Origin of the sequence: Wolbachia endosymbiont (group A) of Phasia obesa (genome assembly GCF_964028125.1) — a bacterium.
Classification (GTDB): domain Bacteria; phylum Pseudomonadota; class Alphaproteobacteria; order Rickettsiales; family Anaplasmataceae; genus Wolbachia; species Wolbachia pipientis.
Genome location: NZ_OZ034764.1, coordinates 341950 through 365958, shown reverse-complemented (window position 1 = coordinate 365958; position 24009 = coordinate 341950). Strand labels below are relative to the sequence as shown.

Sequence of the window (24009 nt, the reverse complement as noted above, 5' to 3'; positions counted from 1 at the left end):
GTCAAGCACTGGGATGACACCCTCCTAGTAGAAACGCTTTTGTAATTGCAACATTCGTGTAATCTTTAGCCATAAACATTAAGAAATTTACCAAATGAAAAAAAAGGCAAAAGAAACCCCGTGGTGGTTGGCTATTTACCATGTACTAAAATATCGGCGTTTTTTTTATTCTAAAACGCTTGATTAAGAGCGATTTAGCTGCTTTTAACTTGCAACTAACCTACACCGCAAGTGTTTAAGAAATTTACTAAGCAGGAAAAAAGGCAAAGAAACCCCGTAGTAGCTAGCATTCAAATTCTCCCTTGTCAATTTGACGTTTTTTGCTGTCTTAAACGCTTTGTAAGCGCGTTTCGGCTTATATAGGTAAAAACCCAGAGATTTTTAAAGACATGCGATGCACGTAGTGCGAAAAATTAAACATGAGACGCCAAATACCCTAAGTTTTTTGTCATTAACCTGCACAGATTGCGAAGATAAATAAATAGCTTCAGTTTCATGATAAGGGGGCTGGCGGAGTTTGTCAAGGAAGTTTTTTGTTTCTATTGAATGACAGTTGTAACCTACGAAAGAAGTCTGTTGTAATTTGTACGATATCTTTATAAAATGGTTCGCATAAGTTATCTAGCAGTGCAACTAAACAAATACAAAAATCAAAACGTCGCGGTTTTTGGTCTTGGTAAAACTGGTTTATCCACCATTAACGCTCTAACAAAGAGTGGTGCAAGAATATATGCATGGGATGATCATGAAGAGCAAATAGCAAATACAAAAATGATGTATAAAAAATGTAATTTTATTCATCCCAAGGAATACAATTGGCATGAGATCAGTGCATTGGTTTTAAGCCCTGGAGTGCCAACAGAGCCACATTGGATAGTAAAACTTGCAAGGAGATTTGATTGCAAAATAAAATCAGACATTGAGCTATTTCTTGAAGCTAAAACTACGAACCAGAAGGTAATAGGCGTCACAGGAACAAATGGTAAATCAACCACTACATCACTAATAGGGCACATATTAAAATCTGCAGGGAAAAAAGTAGCTATTGGTGGAAATTTAGGCGTTCCTGTTTTGGATCTAGAAAGAGATGCAGAAATTTATGTAATCGAACTCTCCTCTTTTCAATTGGAGTTGATGAATGAAATTAACGTGGACATTTCAGCACTGCTCAATATTACACCAGATCACATAGATAGGCATGGAAGTATGGAGAACTACATAGCAACTAAATTAAAACTGATAAACGGTAGTGAGGTTGCCGTAATAGGATGTGACAATGAGATTACTGCTGATATATTCAACAAATTCACTGGAGACAAAATTCCAATCTCAGTAACATATTCCCCGATGTCATTCCAGCGCGTGACGCTGGAATCCAGAAAAGAAAAACCATTGCCAACTACTCAGATGACAGAGGGTGGTGCAAGAGATCTAATATCATTGGCAGGTAACAATTTGCTTGATTATAGTGAACAGATTACTGGTATAGATCGAAATTATCTGGATCCCAGTGTCAGCTACTTGGATGACAAAAGGGGCACTGGGATCCAGAAGATCTCGTTAAAACTAGAGAATCATAGCTTATCAGTAAGCGACGTGAAAATAAACCTAATATCCAACGCAGAAAACATAGCAGCCACATATGCCGTATGTAAGGTACTTGGAGTAGATAGCAACACTATTATCAATGGAATCAAGTCCTTTTCAGGACTGAGGCATAGGAATGAACTGCTTGGCAAAATAAGAAATGTGTTTTTCGTGAACGATAGCAAAGCAACTAATGCAAAATCGAGCGAAAAGGCGATCTTATCTTATGAAAACATAAATTGGATCGCTGGTGGAAGAAGCAAAAAAGGTGGAATAGAATCATTAAGCAAGCATTTTACAAGGGTTAGAAAAGCTTTTCTTATTGGAGAATCAACCGAAGCTTTTGCAAATGTTATGGAGAATAAAGTAGATTATGTTAAATGTTGCAATCTAGAAGATGCATTCAGATTGGCTTTTGAAGAGGCCTTAAATAGCGCAGAAGAAGTAACAATATTACTTTCTCCCGCGTGTGCTTCTTTTGATCAATGGAAAAATTTCGAGGAACGTGGTGAAGCATTTTGTAGAATGTTTGAAAATCTCAGGTACAATCACACATGCTGTTTAGTATGATGTTGCGTGGAACAAAAGTTAATAATAGATAAGCTAATTAGGGTTATTCCATTTGAAGGGATAAGCGATGAAACCCTATTAAAGGTGTGCACTGACCTTAATCTAGCTAATAGCTTTTGCAAATTTCAGAATGGAATATATAGCGCTTTGGAGCACATAGCAGAGGACTTAAATAGCTCAATGGAAGCTGAATTAAGAAATTCTAATTTAGAAGATATGAAAGTGCGAGAGCGAGTAAAGTTAGCTATTCAAATACACCTTTCAAACTATGCTAAGCTACCGAATTATAGAGAACTTTTAAAAAATGTTTTATCATTTTCTGTATCACCAAAAAATACATATTTTTCTAGTAAACTTTTATACAGAACTATTAGTGCGATTTGGTATGGCATTCATGACCAATCAACAGATTTTAACTACTATACAAAAAGAGCAATATTAGCTGGAGTGTACTTAAGTACGATACTTTTTTTTATCAATGATTATTCAGAAGATTTTGTGGATACTTTATCGTTTCTTGATAACCGTATCAACAATGTCATGACATTTCAAAAATTCAAAACTCGCTTAAAAGGAATCATAGGAAATTTCTTATAAGCTATTGATTGTTGGTAGAAAAGTACTTGAGCACGATCCTGAAAAGGTTTGTGAAAATAAAAATATTCATGCTGATCATAAAGAACATTTAGTTTATCGTGAGGATAATAATGGTACAACAAAATACACCAGTTACGAAGAAAAAGAAAATAAATTTATTGAAGAAGCACATGAATATTTAATAGACTCTGAATTTAATAAAAATTTTGATCTAGGGCAGTACAGAATAAGTAATTTCTCCGGAAACTTGACGAAAATAGAACTGGAACTCATCAATGAAAAGTATATGCAAGTTCAAGTTAATAGAGAAAGAAAAATTATTCTCGCTATACCGTAGGTGCGTTCCAAGATTATACTGAAGTTTTTATTGCACTCAAAATCTTCGTTTTTCCTAATCTCTAGAATTATCAATGCATCATCACTTAACCAGCCTGAGTGAGCTAGTCCATTCAACGTTGATTCAACTAGATTGCTATTGTAAGGTGGGTCTATAAAAACTATGTCACATTTTGAAATAGGTTGTGGTAAGCAGTTAGCACTGCAGCAAATTAGCGTAACATTGTCCGTAATTCCAAAATCTTCTGCTGTTTTTTTAGGCAATTGCAAATTGTAATAATCTGAATCTACCATAAATGCATGTTTAGCGCCGCGAGAAAGCGCTTCAAATGAAAAAGAACCACTACCACAGAATAAATCAAGTACATTCAAGTTATAAATAGGTTTTCTTGAGGAAAGCATATTAAATATTGCTTCTCGGACAATACTCATAGTTGGCCGTGCAGCTAAATGCTTACCTGTAGTTATTTTTCTTCCGCGATATTTGCCTGCAATGATGCGTAGCATATTAAATAAGCTCCAAAATAATTAATTATTTATACTATATGATTAATGTCAATATGGCTTTAGCAGTTTAATAGAGAGAAGCTATCGAGTCGCTTGTAAGAAAAACACAAACACAAGACTCATCAGTTATCTTTTTCTGATTTGCCTGCTGCATTAATTGCTTGACCAATCTCATCTTGTAAATCATCATGATCATTTTTTTCATCATGATTTAGCCCTTCAATTCTGCTTTCTAACTCTAACTTAATTATAGTATTGATTTTATCTATATTATCAAGAAAGCCTCTACATTCTTCTTCACTATACTCTTCACCAGATGCTTTTTTTTCAATAAATAGGTTTTTAAATCCTGCTAGATCAGAATTCTGATCGGTATTTAGTACAACATTTCTCTCTATGAAGCTAAGATCTGACAGCAGTAAGCTAACCTCTAACAGATCTTCACTTTTCACGCTTTTAAGGTCTTCAAGACTTTCTAAAATACTAAACACCTTAATCCTTTCTTGTACAATCTCTTTGTCTTCCTTATCAAATTCAGACAATAAACTATGATTATCTACAAATTTCTCACTCAAAGCTTTATTCAATTTAGCAAAATTGACATCCTTGTCAAGTGATGTGTTATCCCGCAACAAGTCTACCCTTGCCCTACGCGCATTTAAAATGTCGTCGTAGTCATTTAACTTTATGTTGCCATCTTTGTCTTGCTGCAATTTATAATAATCAAGGCCTTTGAAATTTTTATTAGTCTTCATCTTCAATCCTCTTCTCATCTCCTTTTGCATCTGGTTTCCTCATTGGTTCCGGTAATTTCCTTTTACTGTCTTCTCGATTTCTTTTTTCCTCTCTTTCAGCACGTTTTTCTACAGCTTCTGGAGTGTTCATTTCAAAAAGTGGTGAGAGGTTATAAACTTTATCTTGATTTCTTCTGCCTTCTCTTTCAGCACGTTTTTCCATACCTTCAAAAGCAGATCCAAAATCATCAATTTCATCTGAACCTTTTGGTTCCGTGCCTAAATTTCGTGTCACTTCATTTGATTGATCAGGCTTATCTTCTTCTGTTGGCTGATCATGCTGTAGTTGATTAGGCTTGTCTTCTTGTTCTGTGCTTAGTTCTCGTACTACCTTATCTGGCTGACCTCCCCCTCGTAGTCGAAGAGGGTCGCCTTCTTCTAGTGGCTGATCATGGTTATCTCTTACTAGTTCCGTGCCTAACTCTCGTTCTACCTTATTTGATTGATCAGGATTGTCTTTTTCTGGTTCTCTCTTACGGCCTATGGTGTCATCATGAAGCTTATTCAAGAAATCTTGCCTATGCGATTTTGCTCTAAAAAGTAAGTTATTTGGATAACCATCTTTTTCTCCTGTACGACGGCTAACTCCTATAGAATCAAGGCCATGCTCCCAAGTAAACTTCATAGCATCTTCTATTGTATAGCCCAAATGTGATCCTACGTATCCTTTATAATAATCTAAATATTTACCGATCCTTCTGTGTGTAATATCTTCCTTATCAACTCCAAATGCCCTGTAGATCTTTTCCTCAAGTTTATCAACGTCATTTTTAGGTGATGTTGCAAATTTTGTTGCTTCAATAGTAGCACCTACAAATTTACGTGGCACATCAATAGCGTATTTCAGCACTCCTCCAACTCTTGGTACTCTCCCCAGCAGATTAGCTGCACCTCCGGCTAATCTATCCGGTAAATGAGTAGCCCAACTGCCTAAAGACTCAAGTCCTCTACCAGCAAAATTTTGCCACTGCTGTTTGAATTCTTCCATTATGCCAGTCAAAGGCGATGCCTGATACATACTAGATATATTGTAAACGCTGAATCCACCACCAGCGATACTTGAGCCCATTTGTTGTACGAACTCGCGTAAAGAGAACATTAAAAATGAAAGCAGGAATAATACAAAGATTTCCCCTGCATTGATTAAATAACCTCTCTGTATGTCTTGCACCCTTTGGTAATCACTATTTTCTTGATAGTTTCTATTTACCTTATAAAAATTCTGTGATTGGCAGCTCCCATCTTGTCTAATTATATCTTGCACTAAAGACTTTATTTCACTTTTTAAACTTGGCTGTAGAATTACTTTTTCTATGATTTCCTTGTAATTAGTACACCTGCTTTCATTTCCTGGCTGCTTACAATAGATTTCTGTCTTTTTACTTATATTATTAATCAATAATAAGATATCAGCTTTTTCTGATGCATGGGATAAACTATTTGTTAAACGCACTAAATCTTTTACACTACAGCTATTATCTACTACCATATCACTTTCTGCAATATAATGGTCTGCTGGATTCTCTTTAGTACCAGGAATTGGGTTAAAGAAAGGATAATCTATATAACGAAACCCTTTTTCAATGTAATCCGGTGGAAGAGGGATATACCCAGCACCGCCAGTAAATTTTATTGTACCACCTTCTCTGCTTATCTTTTCTATACCTTCTATGTTCTTATCTACGTTCAGCGGAGAAGCTTCTCCAAGAGTGTAAGGTACGAAAATTTGCCCTGGGGTCCAACCAAAGTACTGCTTATCAACGATACAAAAACCACCAAACACCCATTTTGGAGCACATAACTTTACCTCGAACCATTTATTGTAGCATACAGTAAAACCTAACTGCCTATAAAAGGTATTCATTATAATGGAAGCCAGTAATGACAAGAGAGCAAATATCATAATCGACTGTAAACAAAAGCTGATGCAGAATTTTATCCAACCTTCAAATAGACTTTTCAGCGGTGAAAATAAAATAGAAATTAGAAACAGTGGCATAATGGCTATAAGAAAAGCTATACCCATAAAACCAGAGAGAAATATTATGTAAGCATATAAGCACAGCAAGAAGTATAGCACAATCCCTATGAAAATTGCCGGTATCATAAGAAGGCTTGCCCACATTTGGTAATGTAAAAACGCTGCAAACTTTTTCCAAACAGAATAAGCAAAAAACTTATTGAACATGTCCTCCATGAAGCTAAACAACTTAGCTTCATCTCCTTGAACAATACTTCCGGTGTTCATGTTGGGAGCAAAATTAGTAATTATACTTATCAATTGTTCAAGACCTTTAACAAATAAAACAAGAAAATGATCATAGAAAAATCTAAAACTTCCAGGAGATATAAGCACTATTACTAGAGTGATTTTCATCATTCTGATGAGCATATCATGCTTAGTTTCTTGTATCATGCCAAAAAGATAAAGAAGCGATGAAATCATTACAAATAGAACAAGCAAGGAAAGAACAAAATTGTGAAAGCTCGTACTTTTTTCAGCTATATTTTCGAACATAGCTTGTGCAACTGCAGGATCATTGCTATTAAAATGTTCTTTGCAATTTTCGTTAATCAATAATACACATTTTAGATAGTTATAAATATAATCAAAAAACTCAACCCCACTCGGTTGCCGCACTCCACTTAAGAACTCAAAAGAGTAGCCACCTACATTATCTAAGTAATATCTATCTAATATTTTTACATATATTTTCCATCCCTTTTTTAATTTCACCGGGTCACAATTTCTGTCCTTTAATTTAGTGCTATCTCTGTCTAAAGCAAAAAGACCGCTCCCATTCTCTGCCACGGAGTTGTAACCTAGATGTACAGTAGGAGATGAAGGATTGCGCATAGATTTCAAATCTTTGTTAGGACTATCGTCACCAGGCCTTTGAAACAAAAGATAAGCACCATGACCGTTGGTAAACCAACATGGAGCACCACGTGATACTGTATTTGCGCTATCATCTTCATTAATGCACTTGCACTTTACAGTGCAACTTGCATTAGACTTACTTGAAATTTTCTGTGGCGCACTAGGTTTGTAATCATTACAAACTAAGTGAAAGTCAGGTAGACTATTATCACCTGACTTGCCTTCAAATTTAGTTGCATATTTTAACTGCTCCAAGCTTTGTAAGGTATAACTGCCTTTTTTAGATTCCTTCTTGTTATTATTACTCCAAGATGTCCATGCACCATTCACTCGCACTTTTAAACTATCTCCATTGGTTTCGAGCCCGGTATCCTCCCACTCCACCACTTGGTTATGGTGAAAACCATAATTAATTTCACCAGTTTCAGGATCAACAACTTCTCCATCTCCTGGAATAAACGCATCGTGGTCGCTTGAAAAATGAGCGCTTACTGCAATAGGTTTAGGACCAAAATAGTCAGCAGATATACACCTTGGAAAAGGCATATCGTTTTTACTACAACCTGTGATCAGCACATAAGCTGCAAGAAGTAATACCCTAAACCAACATTTGCCTAAACGTGATTGCATATCTAAACTTTTTCCAAATACAGAATAAATTTCTAAAACTTTACTTAAAATATCTTTTTAATTAGTTACTCCATAATATCATTTATATCTTACTCCTCTCCATTTTCTTCCTTGTTTTTAGCTTTAGCACTAGGATCACTTCTTATTGTTTCATCAAAATTTTTTTGCTGATCTGATTGTTTTAATGTTTTAGGTCTATCACTCGTTGTTTTATCAGAACTTCCTTTAGAATCTTCTTTTTTGTCTGGTTGCTTTGGTGTGTTAGGTAATTTAGCCTCAATTTTTCCCCAATCTTTACTCATTTTCTGCTTGATACTCTGTATCATACTTTGGGTCTTATCATCAAGGCCAACGGTTGACAGCATAGCTTGCGATGCGCTCTTAGCAACTGTACCAACACCGCCAGTAACTCCATAACCAGAGCTAAATAGTGTTTGTACCATAGTTTCCGATATAGAAACAAAAGCTTCCATTGCACCGGCAATAATGAGGTATATAAACGCCTGGATTAGGTCTATAGGTAATGCTGCAAAGTGTCCACCAGCCCTTTCTCCGGTACTGAGTGCAACATCAACGCTAGTGCCAGGACTGTATCCAAGAGGCAGTATTGATTTCATCAAGCACAGATCATACGATAAGAAATTTACGCTAATTAAACATTGATAGCATGCAGAAAAATTTGTGAGGTTATATAAAACTGAATACATCAACTGATTTAAAAGAGATAAAAATGAAAATAAAATGACTGGTTCTAATGAAACATGAGCCAACGTTTTTATCCAATTATCAAACAAGGGTTTAGTCTTTTGAAATAGAATAAATACGATAAATAAAGGTGTTAATGACAGTAAAAACGCTACTAGAACAGTAGATATTACATATTTCAATGTAGCACTAATAATGCATTTTAAAAACGCATAAGTAGCGCAGAGTATTGCCAAAAATGCAATAACGCCAAAAGGACCAGAAAGCATCAACGATAAAAACTTTAGCCAAGTTTCTGCTGTGAATAATACTCCTGCTGTCAAGTCTAAGAATGCAAATTTTCTCTCCCCTTCTCCTACATAGCCAGAAAAACTATCAACTAAATAAGTGCTACCATCTATAAAAAGTCTGGATAAAGTTGTACCAAAAAGTTCCCAGCTTCTATCGCTAAAGGCAAAAGCTATAAATGCTATCTTGAACATTCTTACAATGAAATCAAATTTACTTAGCTGTATTGTTCCAAGCATATAGCCAACGACAGTAAATATAACGTATAGAGTAAGCAAAGCTCTTACCCCTTGAAGAAGACCTCTTGCATATCCTTTGTATGAATCTTTAACGCTGTCCCCAATTACTTCTTCTTTTATAAGTTTAAATACCCCGTTTACATTCGATGAAATAAAATCATTAATTTTTCTTTTAACAAATAAAGTTACTGTGTACTTATTATTTTCATAATATTTGCCATTTTTATCTGTAATGTCATCTCTCTCTACGTTGCTTACATTGATGCCGAAATATATCTTCTTAGATTCTTCGTTCTGAAAGTGTTCTCCGCTTATTACATCTAATATGGTGTACTCATCTTTTCCGTTTACTCTTTCTCTCACTCCTACCACTTTAAAATCATTAGTTCCCACACCATGCAAATCTTTAGGTGGCTCATCACCTAAATATACATATAATTTTTCGCCATTAATATATTCACATGATCTAATCACCTTAACATGGTACCCTCCTCTATTATAGTAATAATGACCATAATCTGCGATAGCGAGCATCACACTACTACCGGGCGTTACCTCGTCATTTACTGGATAATCATTGTTCAATTCCAGAGAAAAATCCTCGAATTTATTGTTATCGCCAATTTGCAAACACATATTATCCCCTTTTGCACCCTCTTTCTTTGGAAGACATTGAATACCTTTAGCGATATTTTTATCATCAGGATCACCAATTTTTGCAACAAGAGCCTCAGCCCAAGATTTATCATCTTCAGTAAAACTACCTGCTTTAACATTCCCTTCCATTTTTTCTAGATAAGAATACATATCACATTTATTTCCTTTATCGTACTTCTTATACCTTATAGAGGAGACACAGTTCCGTTCTCCTGCTTGACCTAAACCATAGTTCCATATACCCTTCTCAGTATAGCATATATTTTGATGGTAACAGTTAAGCTCATAGGAGGAGTACTTTTTTCTCTCATCAAGACTACAGTTTTTTCCATCACATAACTCGTTCAATCCTATTTTAGCGCGGCGTAAATCAAGTAGTGAACCATATACCCATGGTTCGTTGTCTTGAATATAACCTTTATTAAAATGCACCTTATTATCATATGGGGTATACCCATTGCCAACTAGCACTTTGCTTTCCTTTGCTTTTGTTTTATCAAGAGGTAAAAATTGTATTTTATTTTTTGTACCATCTTTACCATCACAAAAAAACTCTCCCCCCTGATGTACTTCACTCACTGTAGCTTTCTTATATACAGTTTCCTTACGGTCATTTTCTACAGCTTTATAACAATTGTCATCAAAATTGATGCCTTTCCCTTCTGGATTGTCGTAATCAATTGTTATTTTTCTGGGAACTAAGCTGAAGCTTAACTTGTCACCAGGATTTACTTTAATTCCAGTGTCCACATAACGTCTATTGCTGCCAAATCCTTTGCCACCACATAGTTCGTTTTTACTTTCATTAACACCATAATTGTTAGGTACACTATTAATATCCGCAGCCTTACTATAATTTGGTTCTGAGCCATCAGCACAAAAGCTAGCTGGCACAAGTACTTTCCTTGGATTTTTGTCTTCTTTAAAAGGGCAAAAATTTACTGATCCATCGAGGGTGAATTTGATTTTCTCACCCTGACTAATTACCTGACCAGAATCAACCCAATGAATTTTATCGGCTTTACGAACTGGAACATCCACATTAACGCTGGTGTTTTTGCTCTGCAACCCAGGCTCGACACAATCCATATTACAACCAGTGATTGCAAGACACAGTATCAATAATAGTGATCTTTTACTTATCATTGCTGTCTTCCTGGTTGTGGTATCTGAGGCGTTGACCTTTGAGTCCCTTGTGGTATTTGAGGTCTTGACGTACCTGACTGTTGAGAGGCATCTCCTCTTTCTCTTCTTTGAACGCTTCGTTCATCTAACCCTACTGTTCCCATTAAGCTTTGTTGATACTGTCTTCCAGGTTCGCTTGCTACATAAGCACCAAACAACGAGTCAGATATTGCCGAAGAAGCTTCAACTAAAGCTTTCATAGCGTGTCCCAAAATAACAAAAGCCATCATAGCGGTAATATTAGGTGTATATTTGGAAGCATAACCATAAAAAATACAAGGGTTAAAAATCTTTAGGTTAATATTAAGTATACATGTAGAGCAGACCTCAAAATCAAATACTGAATACACAATATAATCCATAACCTGACTTATCAGTGATATAAAAATTAAAAGGACCACTGGATGAATTGCAAATCTTGCTAAATTTTTAACCCAGTTTTGAAACATCTGCCTAGTATACGCAAATAAAAGACAAATAATAAAAATAGGTGCTAAAGAAAGTAATAACGCAACTATTGCTATAGATGTAATAAAAGAAAATAAGGCATTAAAAATAGATAAGCTCACTGTGATTAAACCCCAAATCACCAAGCAAAAAGATACAATGCCCAAAGGGCCAGAAAATATAAGAGATACTATTAACAATACTGAATGCGATGACAAGAACCTATTGAGCGGCAAATCAAGAAACTCAAAAACATTTGAAGTAGTGCCTCTAAAATTTGCTATTTCTATTAGTTGTTTTGGAGTGTTAATAAATATAGAGAATGCGTTGTTATAAAAAAAGTCCCAGCTATTATCCTGCAATAGCTGAGCGATGATTCCTATCTTTACGCATATAATTAAAAACTCATATATAGAAATATGAGTTAATCCAAAAAAGTAATAAAGAGTATATAAGATTATATATAGTACTAATAGTGATATTATAGTAGATCTAATGGTATTTGTTCTGCTTGATTTTATAAAACTTTCGTAAAGAGACTTTACAGGACTAGTATCAGAGTGAATTGCGTTAGGGTCTTTATAATTAGAGCCGAAAAATGCAGTTTTCACTTTTTCATCAAAGAAATTATATATTGCACTAAAAGTTTTTGTAGGTGGCTCTTGAGTTGTTAGGTTAATGCTAAACTGACCTTCATTTTTGTAATCGCAGCCATGGTCTCTTATTCCGTAATATATGGTGCCTGTTTTGTCTTTTAATTTTCCTTTCAAGTTTTCCATGTCATGAACTTTGCTGATATCTACAGATATATCCGCTTGATTTTCACCAGGCTTATGCTCAGGGAATTTATCGGAAACACTTATATACAAGCTATTTTCCAGACTATGGTTCTTCGTTACTCTTATGTTGAACCCGCCTTTGTCATTTGTATTGTAGCAGCTCTTGTCATTTCTGCTACATAGACTAAAAGTTAAACTTGGTATTTGATGGTCATTCTCCATCTTATGATCACAACTAGTACATAAACCACCACCTGGAATGTGTTCAAGAGTTTCATTATCCATACCAACTTTTAGAAATGTAATGTCAGTTTTTACCTGTTTTCCCTTTAATACGTTACTAATAATTTCAGCAACAACAGATTCACCACTAGAATTTAAAGCATTGAATAGCTCAATTTCTATATTATTATATTCAATATACACGCAATCCTCGCCTCTACGACCAGAAGAAAATTTACATATACGTCTACAGAGTGAATTTAAAATGTGCGTATCTATCTTACTTGCACTGCTCTCTGAAAGCTTGCTGCAATCTATATTCTCTCCTTGTTTTATAGAGTTAATAATATTTTCAATTTCCTTTTTTCTTTCATCTTGATCTAACTTCGAAAACCAGTACTCTCTTCCACTCAACCATTGCGCATCGCCTATTATATATTTATTAGGACATATCCCATCCTTGCCACCTTGGCATTTCTCTTGATTTAAAACATGTGCAAAATGTTCCGTTTCTTGCTCGCTACACTTTTCGTCGATTTTCAAATACCTGATTTTTGTCTCACTCTCTTTATCTTTACACACTTTACTTCCAATCACACTAAAGCTTATCGTATCGCCTTTTTTAAGTGCAAATGGTAATGCAACGTCATTTCTCCCAGGCCCAATTGCAAAATCTGCATACTGCTTAGGACAAAAATTAACCTTACTAGGCACTATATCAATCTCTGTTACTCTTATTCTATCTGAGATATTAACACCAGAATCAACCCATTTCTGCTCTGTTGACACTATATCTAGTTTTTCACGCAAACCTGATAAATTTTCTGGCTTAATACAGTGATGTTCCCCGCAGCCTGACAGAAAAAAAAACGGTATTATCAGCAAAAATTTTAGCATAAATCCAACTCATTCAGTGCTTTTGTTAACACTCTCGGAGCTACTAGAACCAGAACCTCGAGATTTACTCTTGTCTCCACCACTCAACTTCTTAGCAGCAGCACCAGCAACTCCAGCAACACCCCCAGCAGCAGCTTTGGCAGCAGATAAAGCTTTGCCCACCATTTGTCCAGGTGTCTGACCTGAGCCAAGTGCTGCTCTATGGTTACCAGCAAGTTCAGCAGCCATGCCAGGAAGAATGTTTAAAAAGTGGTAAAAGAGGAATAATACTAAACACAATTTTAATAATTCTCCGATGAGAGAGCTGCCAAACTCCATGTATGTAAAGTCGAATAGACCAAGTATGCTGCTCTTTTTAAAGCTATAATTTTGCATCATACATGCAAGAGTAGTTTCATTTTTATCACATTCCCCATCTTTCAATTTAAACCACTGTTTTTTCTTACTATATGAGATTTCTGCTTGTTTCTTTTCATATGACTTGTCCGGTTGTTCATTTTTATATGACTCGTCCAGTTCAAAATTTAAATTTTTAAAATAGATTTTATCACATGCTATGAACATAAAGGACAAAAACGCAAAAAGGATAACCGGGTATAAGCTATAGGTAATCAACTCTTTCACCCAGCCTTCAAAATATCCTTTGGTGTGTTGGAATAAAACCATAGGAATGAACAAAGGTGATAAAATGATGATTACACTTAAAGCAACTAGAGATAAAATAAATACATAGCACAGCCACAAAATAACCATCATCATCAGAACGGCCATAAATATACAGACAAGAGCTACTAAAATTTGTCCACCAGCAAAAATAATACCGATTACCGAACCTGCAACTAATAAGACAGGAGCAGCACCAAGCAAGACTGCTAACGTTGCAACACCTCCAGTACCAATTTTGCCACCAATTCCATCTAAAGGGGCACCTAAATAAAATAAAATTCTACAATCAAGCCTATCCCAAGGTGCAAGATAACTGTAAGATACCCTCTTTCCTGCACGAGTATATTCATAATCTGTACCTGCTTTATAATTACATATGCCTTTACTTTCAGATGATGCTTTTAGCACTATCTCTGACAAACCATTTGAGAGACGAGTTAATTCTCCATAATAATGAGACATGGTACTGCCTGTTGTGAAGTAAATCACTAAAGCGAATTTTATGATCAACATATACATTTCTTGAGGCCTCTGAACTCCACCAGACATGGCTTTTATAGAGAACAGTATTAAAGCTAAAACTAAAACAGCAGTTACAGTGTTTTTCAGCCTTTTCTGTGCTACAGATATAAAACTCTCACCATTTGGTGCACCTTTACCTGCAACTAAATTATCTAATGATTCCTTAATGCATTGCACTATCATAGAAGTTACGGGAATAGGAGCTAATGATTTACTCCCTGCCTGGTTATAACAAGCTTCAGAAACATACGAGCTAAAACAGCCAGCATTATCATAACCTACAAAAATTTTCCCCCCTTGTCCGTTGAGTCCTTTTTCTTTAGATCTGATAATAGTTTTATAGTCATCATTATTACCAATAGTAACTTTTTCCTCTCCTGTACCATCTTTATTTTTGAATATCATCACAGATTTTTCACACATAGGAGCAAGTGGGTCAGGTGGCAATTCCGTGCACCCCATATCAACCCCTTGCGGCCAAGGAGTCATTTCGATACCAAGCATGCTAACACTGGCTAACTCCACACATAATCTGCCCGTTTTTCTCACTGCTTTGAATGTAGCTCCATGTATGGGTTCGCTCTGTCCTGCTTTGAGAACTCTACATTCCAGACCACCATCAACCTTCGAGGACCATGACCCATCTACGTATCCAGTGTCTTTCTCCCTGACATCAAAGTCTATGTATCCAGGTTTTCCTCTGGAATTAAAGTCTACCTTATTAAAAAGATTACCAAAAGTTAAAGGGTTTCGATGACATACTTCTATATATTCACTGTATTGCACACCATTTTTTGGCCAGTAATAACTCTCTGTACTCTCCTGAACGTTAGAATTTAAGGCTTCTTTTTCTGCTCTTTTCCCGTCATAATCTTTTTTGTTCACGTCTTCCCGAGCTTTATTTTGCAAACAAGAAAAATATTCCTCTTCTGTTTGGTAATTTTCATTGGTGCAGCCACTATAACCTGTGTCTTCTAATTTAAAATTTTTGTATTTTCCATCATGGTCACGTGCAACTGGGTGTTTAACAAAACTATGTTCACAAACAACAAGTCCTCCTATAGCTTTCCAGACTCCAACAATTGCAGCTATCATTCCAACAATAACAAGAGCGGTAAACAAACCAGCAGAAGAAACGATCAAAACAATGCCAGTAAATATTGCGCCAACAGCAATCGCTATTCCAGCAAGTGCTGCAGCTGTTTTAAACGCTCCACAATCAGGATTAGAGGCACGACTAAAACTGCCAGTGGAATTAAATCTGCTAACAAATTCTGTCTTGTCAGTACCACTTACTCCATCTGCAAGCACTGGATATGAGAGTAAAAAGTCTATATTTAGTAAAAATATCGCAATTAATAGCAATGACAGCTTAGTCTTAAACATTTTTTACCTTCTGATAAAATATAGGCAACCATACTTTTGGGTTGTCCCCAACTTCATTTAATATATCGTGTAACAATAGAACACTTTCTGCACGTCCGGATAATACGTTGATTATATCATCCAGGCCTTTTAAGTCTATTCTAGCTACTACAGCATTGACTCCTTGTTTCACCAAAAAGAATCTAGTACTCGGATCTGTGTGCTTAATTAATATATATTCACGTTCAGTTAACATAAAAACATCCCGATAGACACTAGTAGCTTTCAGATTTGGTAAAAAAATCTGTGTCGCTGTTTGTTGTACAAGCGTATCGCTAATAGTACTTTTACTTGCATCCTCAACACTCTGAGTAGCAAAAATCACAAAAGCATTTAGTTTTCTCAGTACCTTCAACCAGTCTTTTATCTTGGGTGCAAAAACTGGATTATCTATTAACGCCCATGCCTCATCAAGAACGATAATAGATGGAGTGCCATCAAGAGATATACTAATCCTATGAAATAAATAAATCAAGACCGGTCCAAGAGCAACAGGATCTTTGAGCAAGCTAGCCATCTCAAAACCAAATACTCTTGCTCGTGAAAAATCTAGCAAATCTTCTTTATTGTCAAATATTGCAGCATGAGAACCATTATCATGCCACATAGATATTGCCCCAGCTAGAGTATCAGGACCTGCAAGCCCTAAAAACGGTACGAGGTTTCTCAAGAATCTGTCTTCTTTTCTTAATTTAAAATTTCCTTCAATTGCATCATTAATTCGTGCAATATCTTCTGAAGTAAATTTATCATTATATACCGAAATTAAAGACTTTATCCACTCCATTAAAAATGTTCTATTATCAGAGGTATCATCAAGTTGTAAAGGATTAAAATTTGTTTTAGTTCTTGGTTCTATTACAGTATAGATACCACTAAGTGCTCTTAAGAAAATCTCTGCACCGCGATCTTTATCAAAAAAGAATATCCTTGGAGAAAACTTCATCGCTTGGGCACACAGGAAATTCATTAAAACAGTTTTACCAGCACCAGTTGGACCAATTATCATAGTGTGTCCAACATCCCTTATATGAAAGTTGAAAAAAAATGGAGTACCAGATGTCGTGTCAAAAACTGTAACGGCATCTCCCCAGTGGTTATTGAATTTATTACCAGTAGGATAATTATGTTGAGATGCAAATCCAGCCAAATTAAGACTACTTATTGTAGCTTTTCTCACTATATAATCGAAATTACCAGGAATTTGCGCCCAAAATGCTGGTTCAAGGTTAACTCTCTCACGTATAGGGTAAACACCGCAATTAGAAAGCTCTGATTCTACCAACGACAGAGCGTTATCCAATGATTTAGGACTTTTTTCTATACATAAAATAGTCAGGTGATGTTGACCAAACGCAATCTTACCACTCATTGCGTCATCAAGCGCTTGAGAAATTTCTGCTATTTGAGAAATAGCTTTATCTGCAGACTGTATCATTCGATTTTGCTGTATCTGCATTTTTCCAATCGCCATTTGCCTGTTTATAAATTGAAAAGATTGCGTAATTATAAACTCGTAAGGAAGTTGTAAAAACGAATCAAGCATTCCTGCAGAAGTATGATTTCCATATTCTTTGATACTAATTATTCCAGCATATTTACTCTCATTATGAGTCACAACCTGTATCATCTTACGGCCAAAGAATAACCTATGTACTGGTAAGTATCTTGATATTTCAGTTCTTAGCGGAAAAAGCGTATTTGTAACGAAGCCACAATTTACGATTCTAGATAGAAACTCCATTATTTCGCAGAACAAACCATCTGGAGTTTCTTTTACTCCAAGAATTTTAGGCGAATAATTTCTAAGGCTTGTCACTACACGATTTGTCGTTTCCTCTAAATCTTCATACGTGGCACGTATATCACTTTCCCAAGCATGTTTTGAAGTTACATGTCCGAATTTTTTTAGTAGATGTGACAAAAATTCTACTCCTTTTGTGTCCGCTCTACGGATAATCGTAATGTATAGGTCATTAATAAATGATTGCCTTGTTGCGTGTTTTTCTCTCCATTTTAGATTTACGTGATTAGCGAAAAAATTCGGCAAACCTTGACTTGCAAATTCATCAGAAAAAATATTTTTCTTACGTCTGATAGTATGAAAATACAAACTAAATGCCGGAGATGAAATGCTTCTTAGCATCTGATTCCTGATGTTGTTCTGTATGACTAAATCCTCGTCATCGGCAGTTTCAAATGCAAAACCACTTAATTTTATAACCTTAACCAACCAATTTTCTTTTGTCATCAAGGTTGTGCTATTCCAATAGCAAGAATAAGGAATAAATTCAGCAGCGTGAACTTCCCTGTTCAGAGTAGATTTATTCTTTGATTGAATAGCCCTAAACCTCAGCATCACACAACGTTAAGCAATATCATAAGAATTGGCTCCATGGTAAAAACGATTTAAACATTTCGAGCACTTTCCCAATTTTACCATAAATAATTCAATAAACAACGGTTCTTTTGCAGAAGCTATATAACCAAGTCCATGTATACCTGGTAACATTAAGAGAATCACTCTTAAATCATTTGAATTAATGAAAATTAGCATGCAAATCAGGACGTTTAATATTGCAAACATATAACTCACACCAAAGAGCATTGCAGGTCTTGTAAGACCTTTAAATAATTGATCTGTTTGTATACTACCTGTGGACATATCTTTAACCTTCTAATAATAGCTCTAACACTAATACTATATCATTATATTAAAAATCCATTGAAACTAGTAGCACTTTAAGTTAAGATACATTATTTAATCCCGATAATGACAAGTTGGCCATTTCAAGAAGCAGAAAAAATATTGCAAGAGTTTCCTAATAAAAAAGAAATAATATTTGAAACTGGTTATGGACCCTCTGGTTTACCCCACATAGGAACCTTTGGAGAGGTTTTCCGCACTACAGTTATTGTAAATGCATTAAAAAAAATAGCTCCTGGTATAAAAACCAAAATCATTGCAGTTTCAGATGATATGGATGGTTTGCGAAAAATACCAGATAATGTGCCAAATCAAGAGATGCTAAGAGAGCACTTAAATAAACCATTGACTATGATACCTGATCCATTTGGCACTCATCAGAGTTATGGTCATCATATGAATTCATTGTTGTGTAAATTTCTTGATATGTTTGAATTTGAATACGAGTTCAGGAGTGCAACAGAGTGTTATAAATCTGGCGTTTACGATGAAAAACTTTTACTCTTACTGAAAAATTATGATAAAGTGATGGACGTAATGCTTCCATCATTTCGGGAAGAAAGACAGCAGACTTATAGTCCATTCTTGCCAATATGCCCAAAAACTTCTCAAGTTTTACAAGTTCCAGTAATTGAAACAAATACAGAGAAAGGAACAATCACATATGAAGACCCAAACGGGGAAAAAATAGAAGTTCCAGTGACAAAAGGAAAATGTAAACTGCAATGGAAACCTGATTGGGGAATGAGGTGGGCCGCATTTGGAGTAAATTACGAAGCTCACGGAAAAGATTTAACTCCATCTGCTGTGCTTTCAAGTCAAATATGTGAAATACTTGGAGAAAAGCCACCACTTCTGTTTTGCTACGAGCTTTTCCTTGATAAAGAAGGAAAGAAAATATCAAAATCAAAAGGAAATGGCATTTCAATTGAAGAGTGGCTAACTTACGCACCAACAGAGAGCTTAGCATTGTACATTTTTCAGAGTCCTAAAAAAGCTAAACGTTTATATTTTGATGTGATACCAAAATCAACTGATGAATATTTAGAATTTGTAAAGCGTTATCATGAGAACAAAGAAAAGGATATAAATAATCCTGCTTGGCACATTCACCAGGGCAATGTTCCCAGTATAGAAACTTCAGGCATAAATTTCTCACTACTTTTAAACCTAGCAGCAGCTTGTAATGCTGAAAACAAAGAGATCCTATGGGGTTTTATATCCTCTTATGCACCAAACGTTACACCAGAAAATAATAAAATGCTTGATAGACTTTCAGACTTCGCAGTAAAGTATTATCACGATTTTATCAAGCCAACAAAATCATATAAAACTCCAAATGAAAAAGAAAAAGCAGCGTTACTAGATTTGAAGGACACTTTACATTCTCTATCTACAACTGCTACTGCTGAAGAAATTCAATCTCAGGTATTTTCTATTGGAAAAAAATATGATTACACCAACTTACGTGACTGGTTTCAGCTATTATATGAAACGTTACTTGGCCAAAAAACCGGTCCAAGAATGGGATCTTTCATAAAGCTTTACGGAATAGGTAATACGATTTCTCTCATAGAAAGCGCTACTAAATGTATACTTTAGAGTTTACCTCCTTTCATTTGAGCTCTTTAGTTTTAATAAGAATTCCTTGACAAACTCCGCTAGCCCCCTTATCATGAAACTGAAGCTATTGTATTTGCTTTCGCCAATCTGCAGATTAAAAGGTAAGGATTACTTAATGTATCGGCGTCTTATGTTCAATTTTTTGCAGTATATAGATACTGTATGTCTTTACAAAACTTCATCTACATCTAGATTTTTATCTAAATAAGCTGAACGCGCTTATAAAGCGTTACAAGACATCAAAAAATGCCAATACTCGACAGAGATAGTAAAAGACTAGCTAACTCGGGGATTCTTTGTCTTTTTTTCTGCTTAGTAAATTTCTTAAACATTTGCAGCGTAAGTTAGTTGCAATTAAAAGCGGCTGAATCTCGCTTGTCAAGCGTTTAAAACATAAAAAACGCCAATATTTTAAAGCGGATAATAACCCCAGGGTTTCTTTTGCCTTTTTTTTCATTTGGTAAATTTCTTAATGTTTATGGCTAAACGACAACCGTCATCCCGCTACTTGTTAGCGGCTGAGATACCGCGAATGAATCGCGGTATGACGGTTCGCGGCGGCATGACGATAAGGTTTATACCTTGTCATCCCAGTGCTTGACACTGGGATCCAGCTTTCTTTATAAATTCACCAAAAGTGCTTCATTCTATAACGCAAAACCCATACTCACCAAATCCAATGCATTACTTGCAATTAAGTTTCCTGGATCCCAGTGTCTGGGCACTGGGATGACACCATCATAAAGGAATCAGTGTCAGCTACTTTCATGACACCATTCTTTTTCCTGGATCCAAGTAGTCGAGCTACTTGGATGACAGCTAGCCTGACAACCGTCATCCCGCTACCTGTTAGCGGGATCTATGCTAAGAGATACCGCGAATGAATTGCGGTATGACGGTTTGCAACGGTATGACGGTTCGCGGCGGCATAGTAATTCGTCATCCCGCTGCTTGTTAGCGGGATCTCTTGTTAGCGGCTAAGAGATACCGCGAATGAATCGCGGTATGACGGTGTAGACGATGGTTAAGTATCCCGCTGCTTGTTAGCGCCGCGGCGGTATGACGGTTCGTGGTGGTATGACGTAGAGTGCTTAGAAGCTGCTATTTTGCTACAAATGGCTGTAATGGCATCATCTATTTTATTGCTATCACAGCCTGTTTGTGCAAGTTCAGCGTTCCCACCACAATTTTTTTCAACTGCTATTGATACTAGTTCTTTTGCACTAATTTTATTAGCTAAGTCTTTACTTACTTTAATAATCAAGACTGTTTTATCTTTTTCTGTTGCCGTGAAAGCTATTATCGTTTTTGGTTTTTGTTGCTGCAAAACAAACTCTCTTATTATATTCGCTGGAATATTGGTAAAAGCATGACTTACAAAATTTATTCCATTTATTTCAGTGCTTTTTATGCTCTCTGCGCTTATAAGTTTTTTATATAAATTTTTTATTTTAGCTTCAGATTCTTTGCGCTCTTGATTTAAAATATTTAATCGGTTTATTATTTCACTTGCTGGTGCTTTTACGAATTCTGCAACTTTTTTTAAGTTAATTTCATTATCACGTACATAATTGATTGCTTCCTGACCAGTTAAAGCTTCAATTCTTCTCACTCCAAAAGCAACAGAACTTTCTGTTACTATCTTAAATAAACCAATTTCTCCAGTATGTTCAACGTGCGTGCCACCACACAGTTCTCTTGAATCTCCAATCTTCACTACTCTTACTTGGTTGCCATATTTTTCACCGAATAACGCCATAGCTCCTTCGTCTATTGCCTGATTCATGCTCTGAATTTTTGTAGACGTAGAAAGGTTTTCTCTGATTAGAGAGTTTACCATATCTTCTACTAAGAATAGCTGATCCTGAGTAACTTGAGTGTTATGACTAAAGTCAAATCGTAACTTATCCGGTGCAACTAGGGAACCTTTTTGAGTGACATGGTCACCCAAGATTTTTCTCAATACAAAGTGCAAAAGGTGTGTAGCTGAATGATTTCTTCTTAAGGTTTGCCTTCTTTCCTTGTCAATGCTTGCTGCAACTGTGTTACCTTTACAAATTGAACCGAACTTAACTATGCATCTGTGCAAATATAGGTCATTAACCTTATTGGTATTCTCGACTATAATAATACTTCTATCAGATTTGATCAGACTGCCAGTATCTCCCACCTGTCCACCTGACTCGCCATAAAAAGGTGTTTTATCAAGTATAATGGTTATCTTTTCTCCCTCCTTTGCAGAATCAATTACTTCATTTTTAGAGGAAACTATAGCTAGTATTTTCGCATCATTTACTTCATTGAACTCATAACCAACAAATTTTGTTTTGCCAAATTTATCGATCAAATCAAACCATACTTGCTCAACAGATTTTTCACCAGATCCAGCCCATTTAGCACGTGCTCTCTCTTTTTGTTCTCCCATTGCATCATCAAAACCCTTCTGGTCAAAATTTATTTTTTTCTCTTTTAAAATATCAAGTGTAATATCCAAAGGAAATCCATAAGTATCATATAGCTTAAACGCTAATTCTCCAGGCAGAGTGTCACCTGGTTTTAAATCTGCAGTGAATTTTTCCAATAGACTAATGCCTTTCATCAAAGTGTCTTTAAAGTTTTCTTCCTCTGATTTTAACGTCGTTTCTATTAAGCTTTTAGCTCTGACTAATTCAGCTCCCATATAAGCCGAACTCGTGCTATCTATCAACACTGGAAAAATACGATGGAGTAGGGAATCATTATATCCAAGCAGGTGAATATAACGTGTGGCTCTCCTAATTAATCTGCGTAATACGTAATTCCTGCCCTCATTTCCAGGAAGCACTCCTTCTGCGATGAGAAATGCAGCCGCGCGAAGATGATCTGCTACGATCTTATGCGCTATTTTATTTTCTGTTCTTCCACAATACTCTTGAGATTTATTTATCAAAGCAGAAAATAAATCAATATCATAGTTATCATGGACGTTTTGCATAACAGCCGCTATTCTTTCAAGACCCATTCCAGTATCGATGCATTTTTTTGGCAATTTGTGTAAATTACCTTCTTCATCTTTGTTAAACTCCATGAATACCAGATTCCAGATTTCAACAATTCTATCGCCCTCTTGTAAATTAGGACTCCCATGGTCATAAAAAATTTCAGAACATGGACCGCACGGACCAGTGCTTCCCATACTCCAAAAGTTATCATCCGTTGTAATTCTTATGATTTTATCACTTGAAAAGCCACTTATCTTACGCCAAATCTCGTACGCCTCATCATCAGTATGGTAGACGGTTATGGATAGTCTGTTTTTATCAAGAGATAACTCTTTAGTGATAAATTCCCACGCAAATTCTATCGCAGTTTCCTTAAAGTAATCACCGAAGCTAAAATTTCCGAGCATTTCAAAAAATGTGTGATGCCGAGTTGTATAGCCAACATTTTCCAGATCATTGTGTTTACCGCCTGCTCTTAGGCACTTTTGACTTGAGACAGCACGTTTCATTTCAGTTTTTTGAGCACCAGTAAAAATATTTTTAAACTGCACCATACCAGCATTTGTGAACATGAGCGTTGGGTCATGTTCTGGAATCAAAGGAGAAGAAGAAACCTGCTCGTGGTCATTATTTACAAAAAATTTTATAAATCTTTCTCTGATTTCGTTTAGCTTCATCGTTTTTATTGAGGTTATCTATAAATAATAAGTTGTAATGGAAATAAAATCAATACCACTCTCTAGATCTCAGAACTTCTAGTGACA

The 24009-nt window shown here is 35.7% G+C and carries 14 protein-coding genes; 4 read left to right on the top strand and 10 right to left on the bottom strand.

What is annotated here, in order from left to right; translation table 11 throughout:
* Nucleotides 1-603: 603 nt before the first annotated feature.
* From ABWU29_RS01845 to ABWU29_RS01835, 3 genes are read left to right on the top strand one after another with little or no spacing between them, the layout of a single operon-like run.
* On the top strand, nucleotides 604-2157 hold the full coding sequence (locus tag ABWU29_RS01845; protein WP_353280088.1) for a Mur ligase family protein: 1554 nt from the start codon (nucleotides 604-606) through the stop codon (nucleotides 2155-2157).
* Between the two features lie 6 nt (nucleotides 2158-2163).
* A complete protein-coding gene (locus tag ABWU29_RS01840; RefSeq protein WP_010082414.1) occupies nucleotides 2164-2754 on the top strand; it encodes a COQ9 family protein in 591 nt (196 codons plus the stop codon).
* A gap of 4 nt (nucleotides 2755-2758) precedes the next feature.
* Complete coding sequence (locus ABWU29_RS01835; RefSeq protein ID WP_006279274.1) at nucleotides 2759-3091, top strand: hypothetical protein; 333 nt, start codon at nucleotides 2759-2761, stop codon at nucleotides 3089-3091.
* On the opposite strand, the gene rsmD is transcribed toward ABWU29_RS01835, so the two are convergent.
* From rsmD to ABWU29_RS01795, 8 genes are all read right to left on the bottom strand, one after another.
* Nucleotides 3049-3597, bottom strand: coding sequence for a 16S rRNA (guanine(966)-N(2))-methyltransferase RsmD (rsmD, locus tag ABWU29_RS01830; protein WP_141457227.1), 549 nt, complete (start codon nucleotides 3595-3597; stop codon nucleotides 3049-3051). The two genes, ABWU29_RS01835 and rsmD, sit on opposite strands and share 43 nt — an antisense overlap.
* A gap of 122 nt (nucleotides 3598-3719) precedes the next feature.
* On the bottom strand, nucleotides 3720-4352 hold the full coding sequence (locus tag ABWU29_RS01825; RefSeq protein WP_010082417.1) for a hypothetical protein: 633 nt from the start codon (nucleotides 4350-4352) through the stop codon (nucleotides 3720-3722).
* Nucleotides 4342-7902 carry a type IV secretion system protein gene (locus ABWU29_RS01820; protein WP_015589245.1) on the bottom strand — a complete coding sequence of 1187 codons (3561 nt, stop codon included), beginning with the start codon at nucleotides 7900-7902 and terminating at the stop codon, nucleotides 4342-4344. Before ABWU29_RS01820 ends, ABWU29_RS01825 begins: the two co-directional genes overlap by 11 nt.
* A gap of 89 nt (nucleotides 7903-7991) precedes the next feature.
* Nucleotides 7992-10937, bottom strand: a complete 2946-nt coding sequence (locus ABWU29_RS01815; protein ID WP_353280086.1) for a type IV secretion system protein — start codon at nucleotides 10935-10937, stop codon at nucleotides 7992-7994.
* Nucleotides 10934-13321: a type IV secretion system protein gene (locus ABWU29_RS01810; protein WP_174516845.1), complete on the bottom strand. Its 2388-nt coding sequence runs from the start codon at nucleotides 13319-13321 to the stop codon at nucleotides 10934-10936. The genes ABWU29_RS01815 and ABWU29_RS01810 overlap by 4 nt, the downstream gene beginning before the upstream one ends.
* A 9-nt stretch (nucleotides 13322-13330) precedes the next feature.
* On the bottom strand, nucleotides 13331-15895 hold the full coding sequence (locus tag ABWU29_RS01805) for a type IV secretion system protein (RefSeq protein WP_015589248.1): 2565 nt from the start codon (nucleotides 15893-15895) through the stop codon (nucleotides 13331-13333).
* A complete protein-coding gene (locus ABWU29_RS01800; RefSeq protein ID WP_010962886.1) occupies nucleotides 15888-18293 on the bottom strand; it encodes a VirB4 family type IV secretion/conjugal transfer ATPase in 2406 nt (801 codons plus the stop codon). Before ABWU29_RS01800 ends, ABWU29_RS01805 begins: the two co-directional genes overlap by 8 nt.
* Nucleotides 18294-18302: 9 nt before the next feature.
* A complete protein-coding gene (locus tag ABWU29_RS01795) occupies nucleotides 18303-18599 on the bottom strand; it encodes a type IV secretion system protein VirB3 (RefSeq protein ID WP_007548615.1) in 297 nt (98 codons plus the stop codon).
* A gap of 108 nt (nucleotides 18600-18707) precedes the next feature.
* On the opposite strand from ABWU29_RS01795, the gene ABWU29_RS01790 reads away from it, so the two are divergent.
* Entirely contained in the window at nucleotides 18708-20243 is a 1536-nt protein-coding gene (locus ABWU29_RS01790; protein WP_015589250.1) for a lysine--tRNA ligase, read from the top strand.
* A gap of 715 nt (nucleotides 20244-20958) precedes the next feature.
* Here ABWU29_RS01790 and ABWU29_RS01780 read toward each other — a convergent pair.
* Both ABWU29_RS01780 and alaS read right to left on the bottom strand, forming a co-directional pair.
* Nucleotides 20959-21102, bottom strand: coding sequence for a hypothetical protein (locus tag ABWU29_RS01780; protein ID WP_153801319.1), 144 nt, complete (start codon nucleotides 21100-21102; stop codon nucleotides 20959-20961).
* A gap of 186 nt (nucleotides 21103-21288) precedes the next feature.
* Nucleotides 21289-23922, bottom strand: coding sequence for an alanine--tRNA ligase (alaS, locus tag ABWU29_RS01775; RefSeq protein ID WP_141457239.1), 2634 nt, complete (start codon nucleotides 23920-23922; stop codon nucleotides 21289-21291).
* Nucleotides 23923-24009: the final 87 nt, after the last annotated feature.

What these genes read in the sequence shown, in the direction of transcription:
- ABWU29_RS01845 (WP_353280088.1), top strand. Translation starts at nt 604, where the DNA reads ATGGTTCGCATAAGTTATCTAGCAGTGCAACTAAACAAATACAAAAAT.
- rsmD (WP_141457227.1), bottom strand. Translation starts at nt 3,597, where the DNA reads ATGCTACGCATCATTGCAGGCAAATATCGCGGAAGAAAAATAACTACA.
- ABWU29_RS01825 (WP_010082417.1), bottom strand. Translation starts at nt 4,352, where the DNA reads ATGAAGACTAATAAAAATTTCAAAGGCCTTGATTATTATAAATTGCAG.
- ABWU29_RS01820 (WP_015589245.1), bottom strand. Translation starts at nt 7,902, where the DNA reads ATGCAATCACGTTTAGGCAAATGTTGGTTTAGGGTATTACTTCTTGCA.
- ABWU29_RS01815 (WP_353280086.1), bottom strand. Translation starts at nt 10,937, where the DNA reads ATGATAAGTAAAAGATCACTATTATTGATACTGTGTCTTGCAATCACT.
- ABWU29_RS01810 (WP_174516845.1), bottom strand. Translation starts at nt 13,321, where the DNA reads ATGCTAAAATTTTTGCTGATAATACCGTTTTTTTTTCTGTCAGGCTGC.
- ABWU29_RS01805 (WP_015589248.1), bottom strand. Translation starts at nt 15,895, where the DNA reads ATGTTTAAGACTAAGCTGTCATTGCTATTAATTGCGATATTTTTACTA.
- ABWU29_RS01800 (WP_010962886.1), bottom strand. Translation starts at nt 18,293, where the DNA reads ATGCTGAGGTTTAGGGCTATTCAATCAAAGAATAAATCTACTCTGAAC.
- ABWU29_RS01795 (WP_007548615.1), bottom strand. Translation starts at nt 18,599, where the DNA reads ATGTCCACAGGTAGTATACAAACAGATCAATTATTTAAAGGTCTTACA.
- ABWU29_RS01790 (WP_015589250.1), top strand. Translation starts at nt 18,708, where the DNA reads ATGACAAGTTGGCCATTTCAAGAAGCAGAAAAAATATTGCAAGAGTTT.
- ABWU29_RS01780 (WP_153801319.1), bottom strand. Translation starts at nt 21,102, where the DNA reads ATGACGGTTGTCAGGCTAGCTGTCATCCAAGTAGCTCGACTACTTGGA.
- alaS (WP_141457239.1), bottom strand. Translation starts at nt 23,922, where the DNA reads ATGAAGCTAAACGAAATCAGAGAAAGATTTATAAAATTTTTTGTAAAT.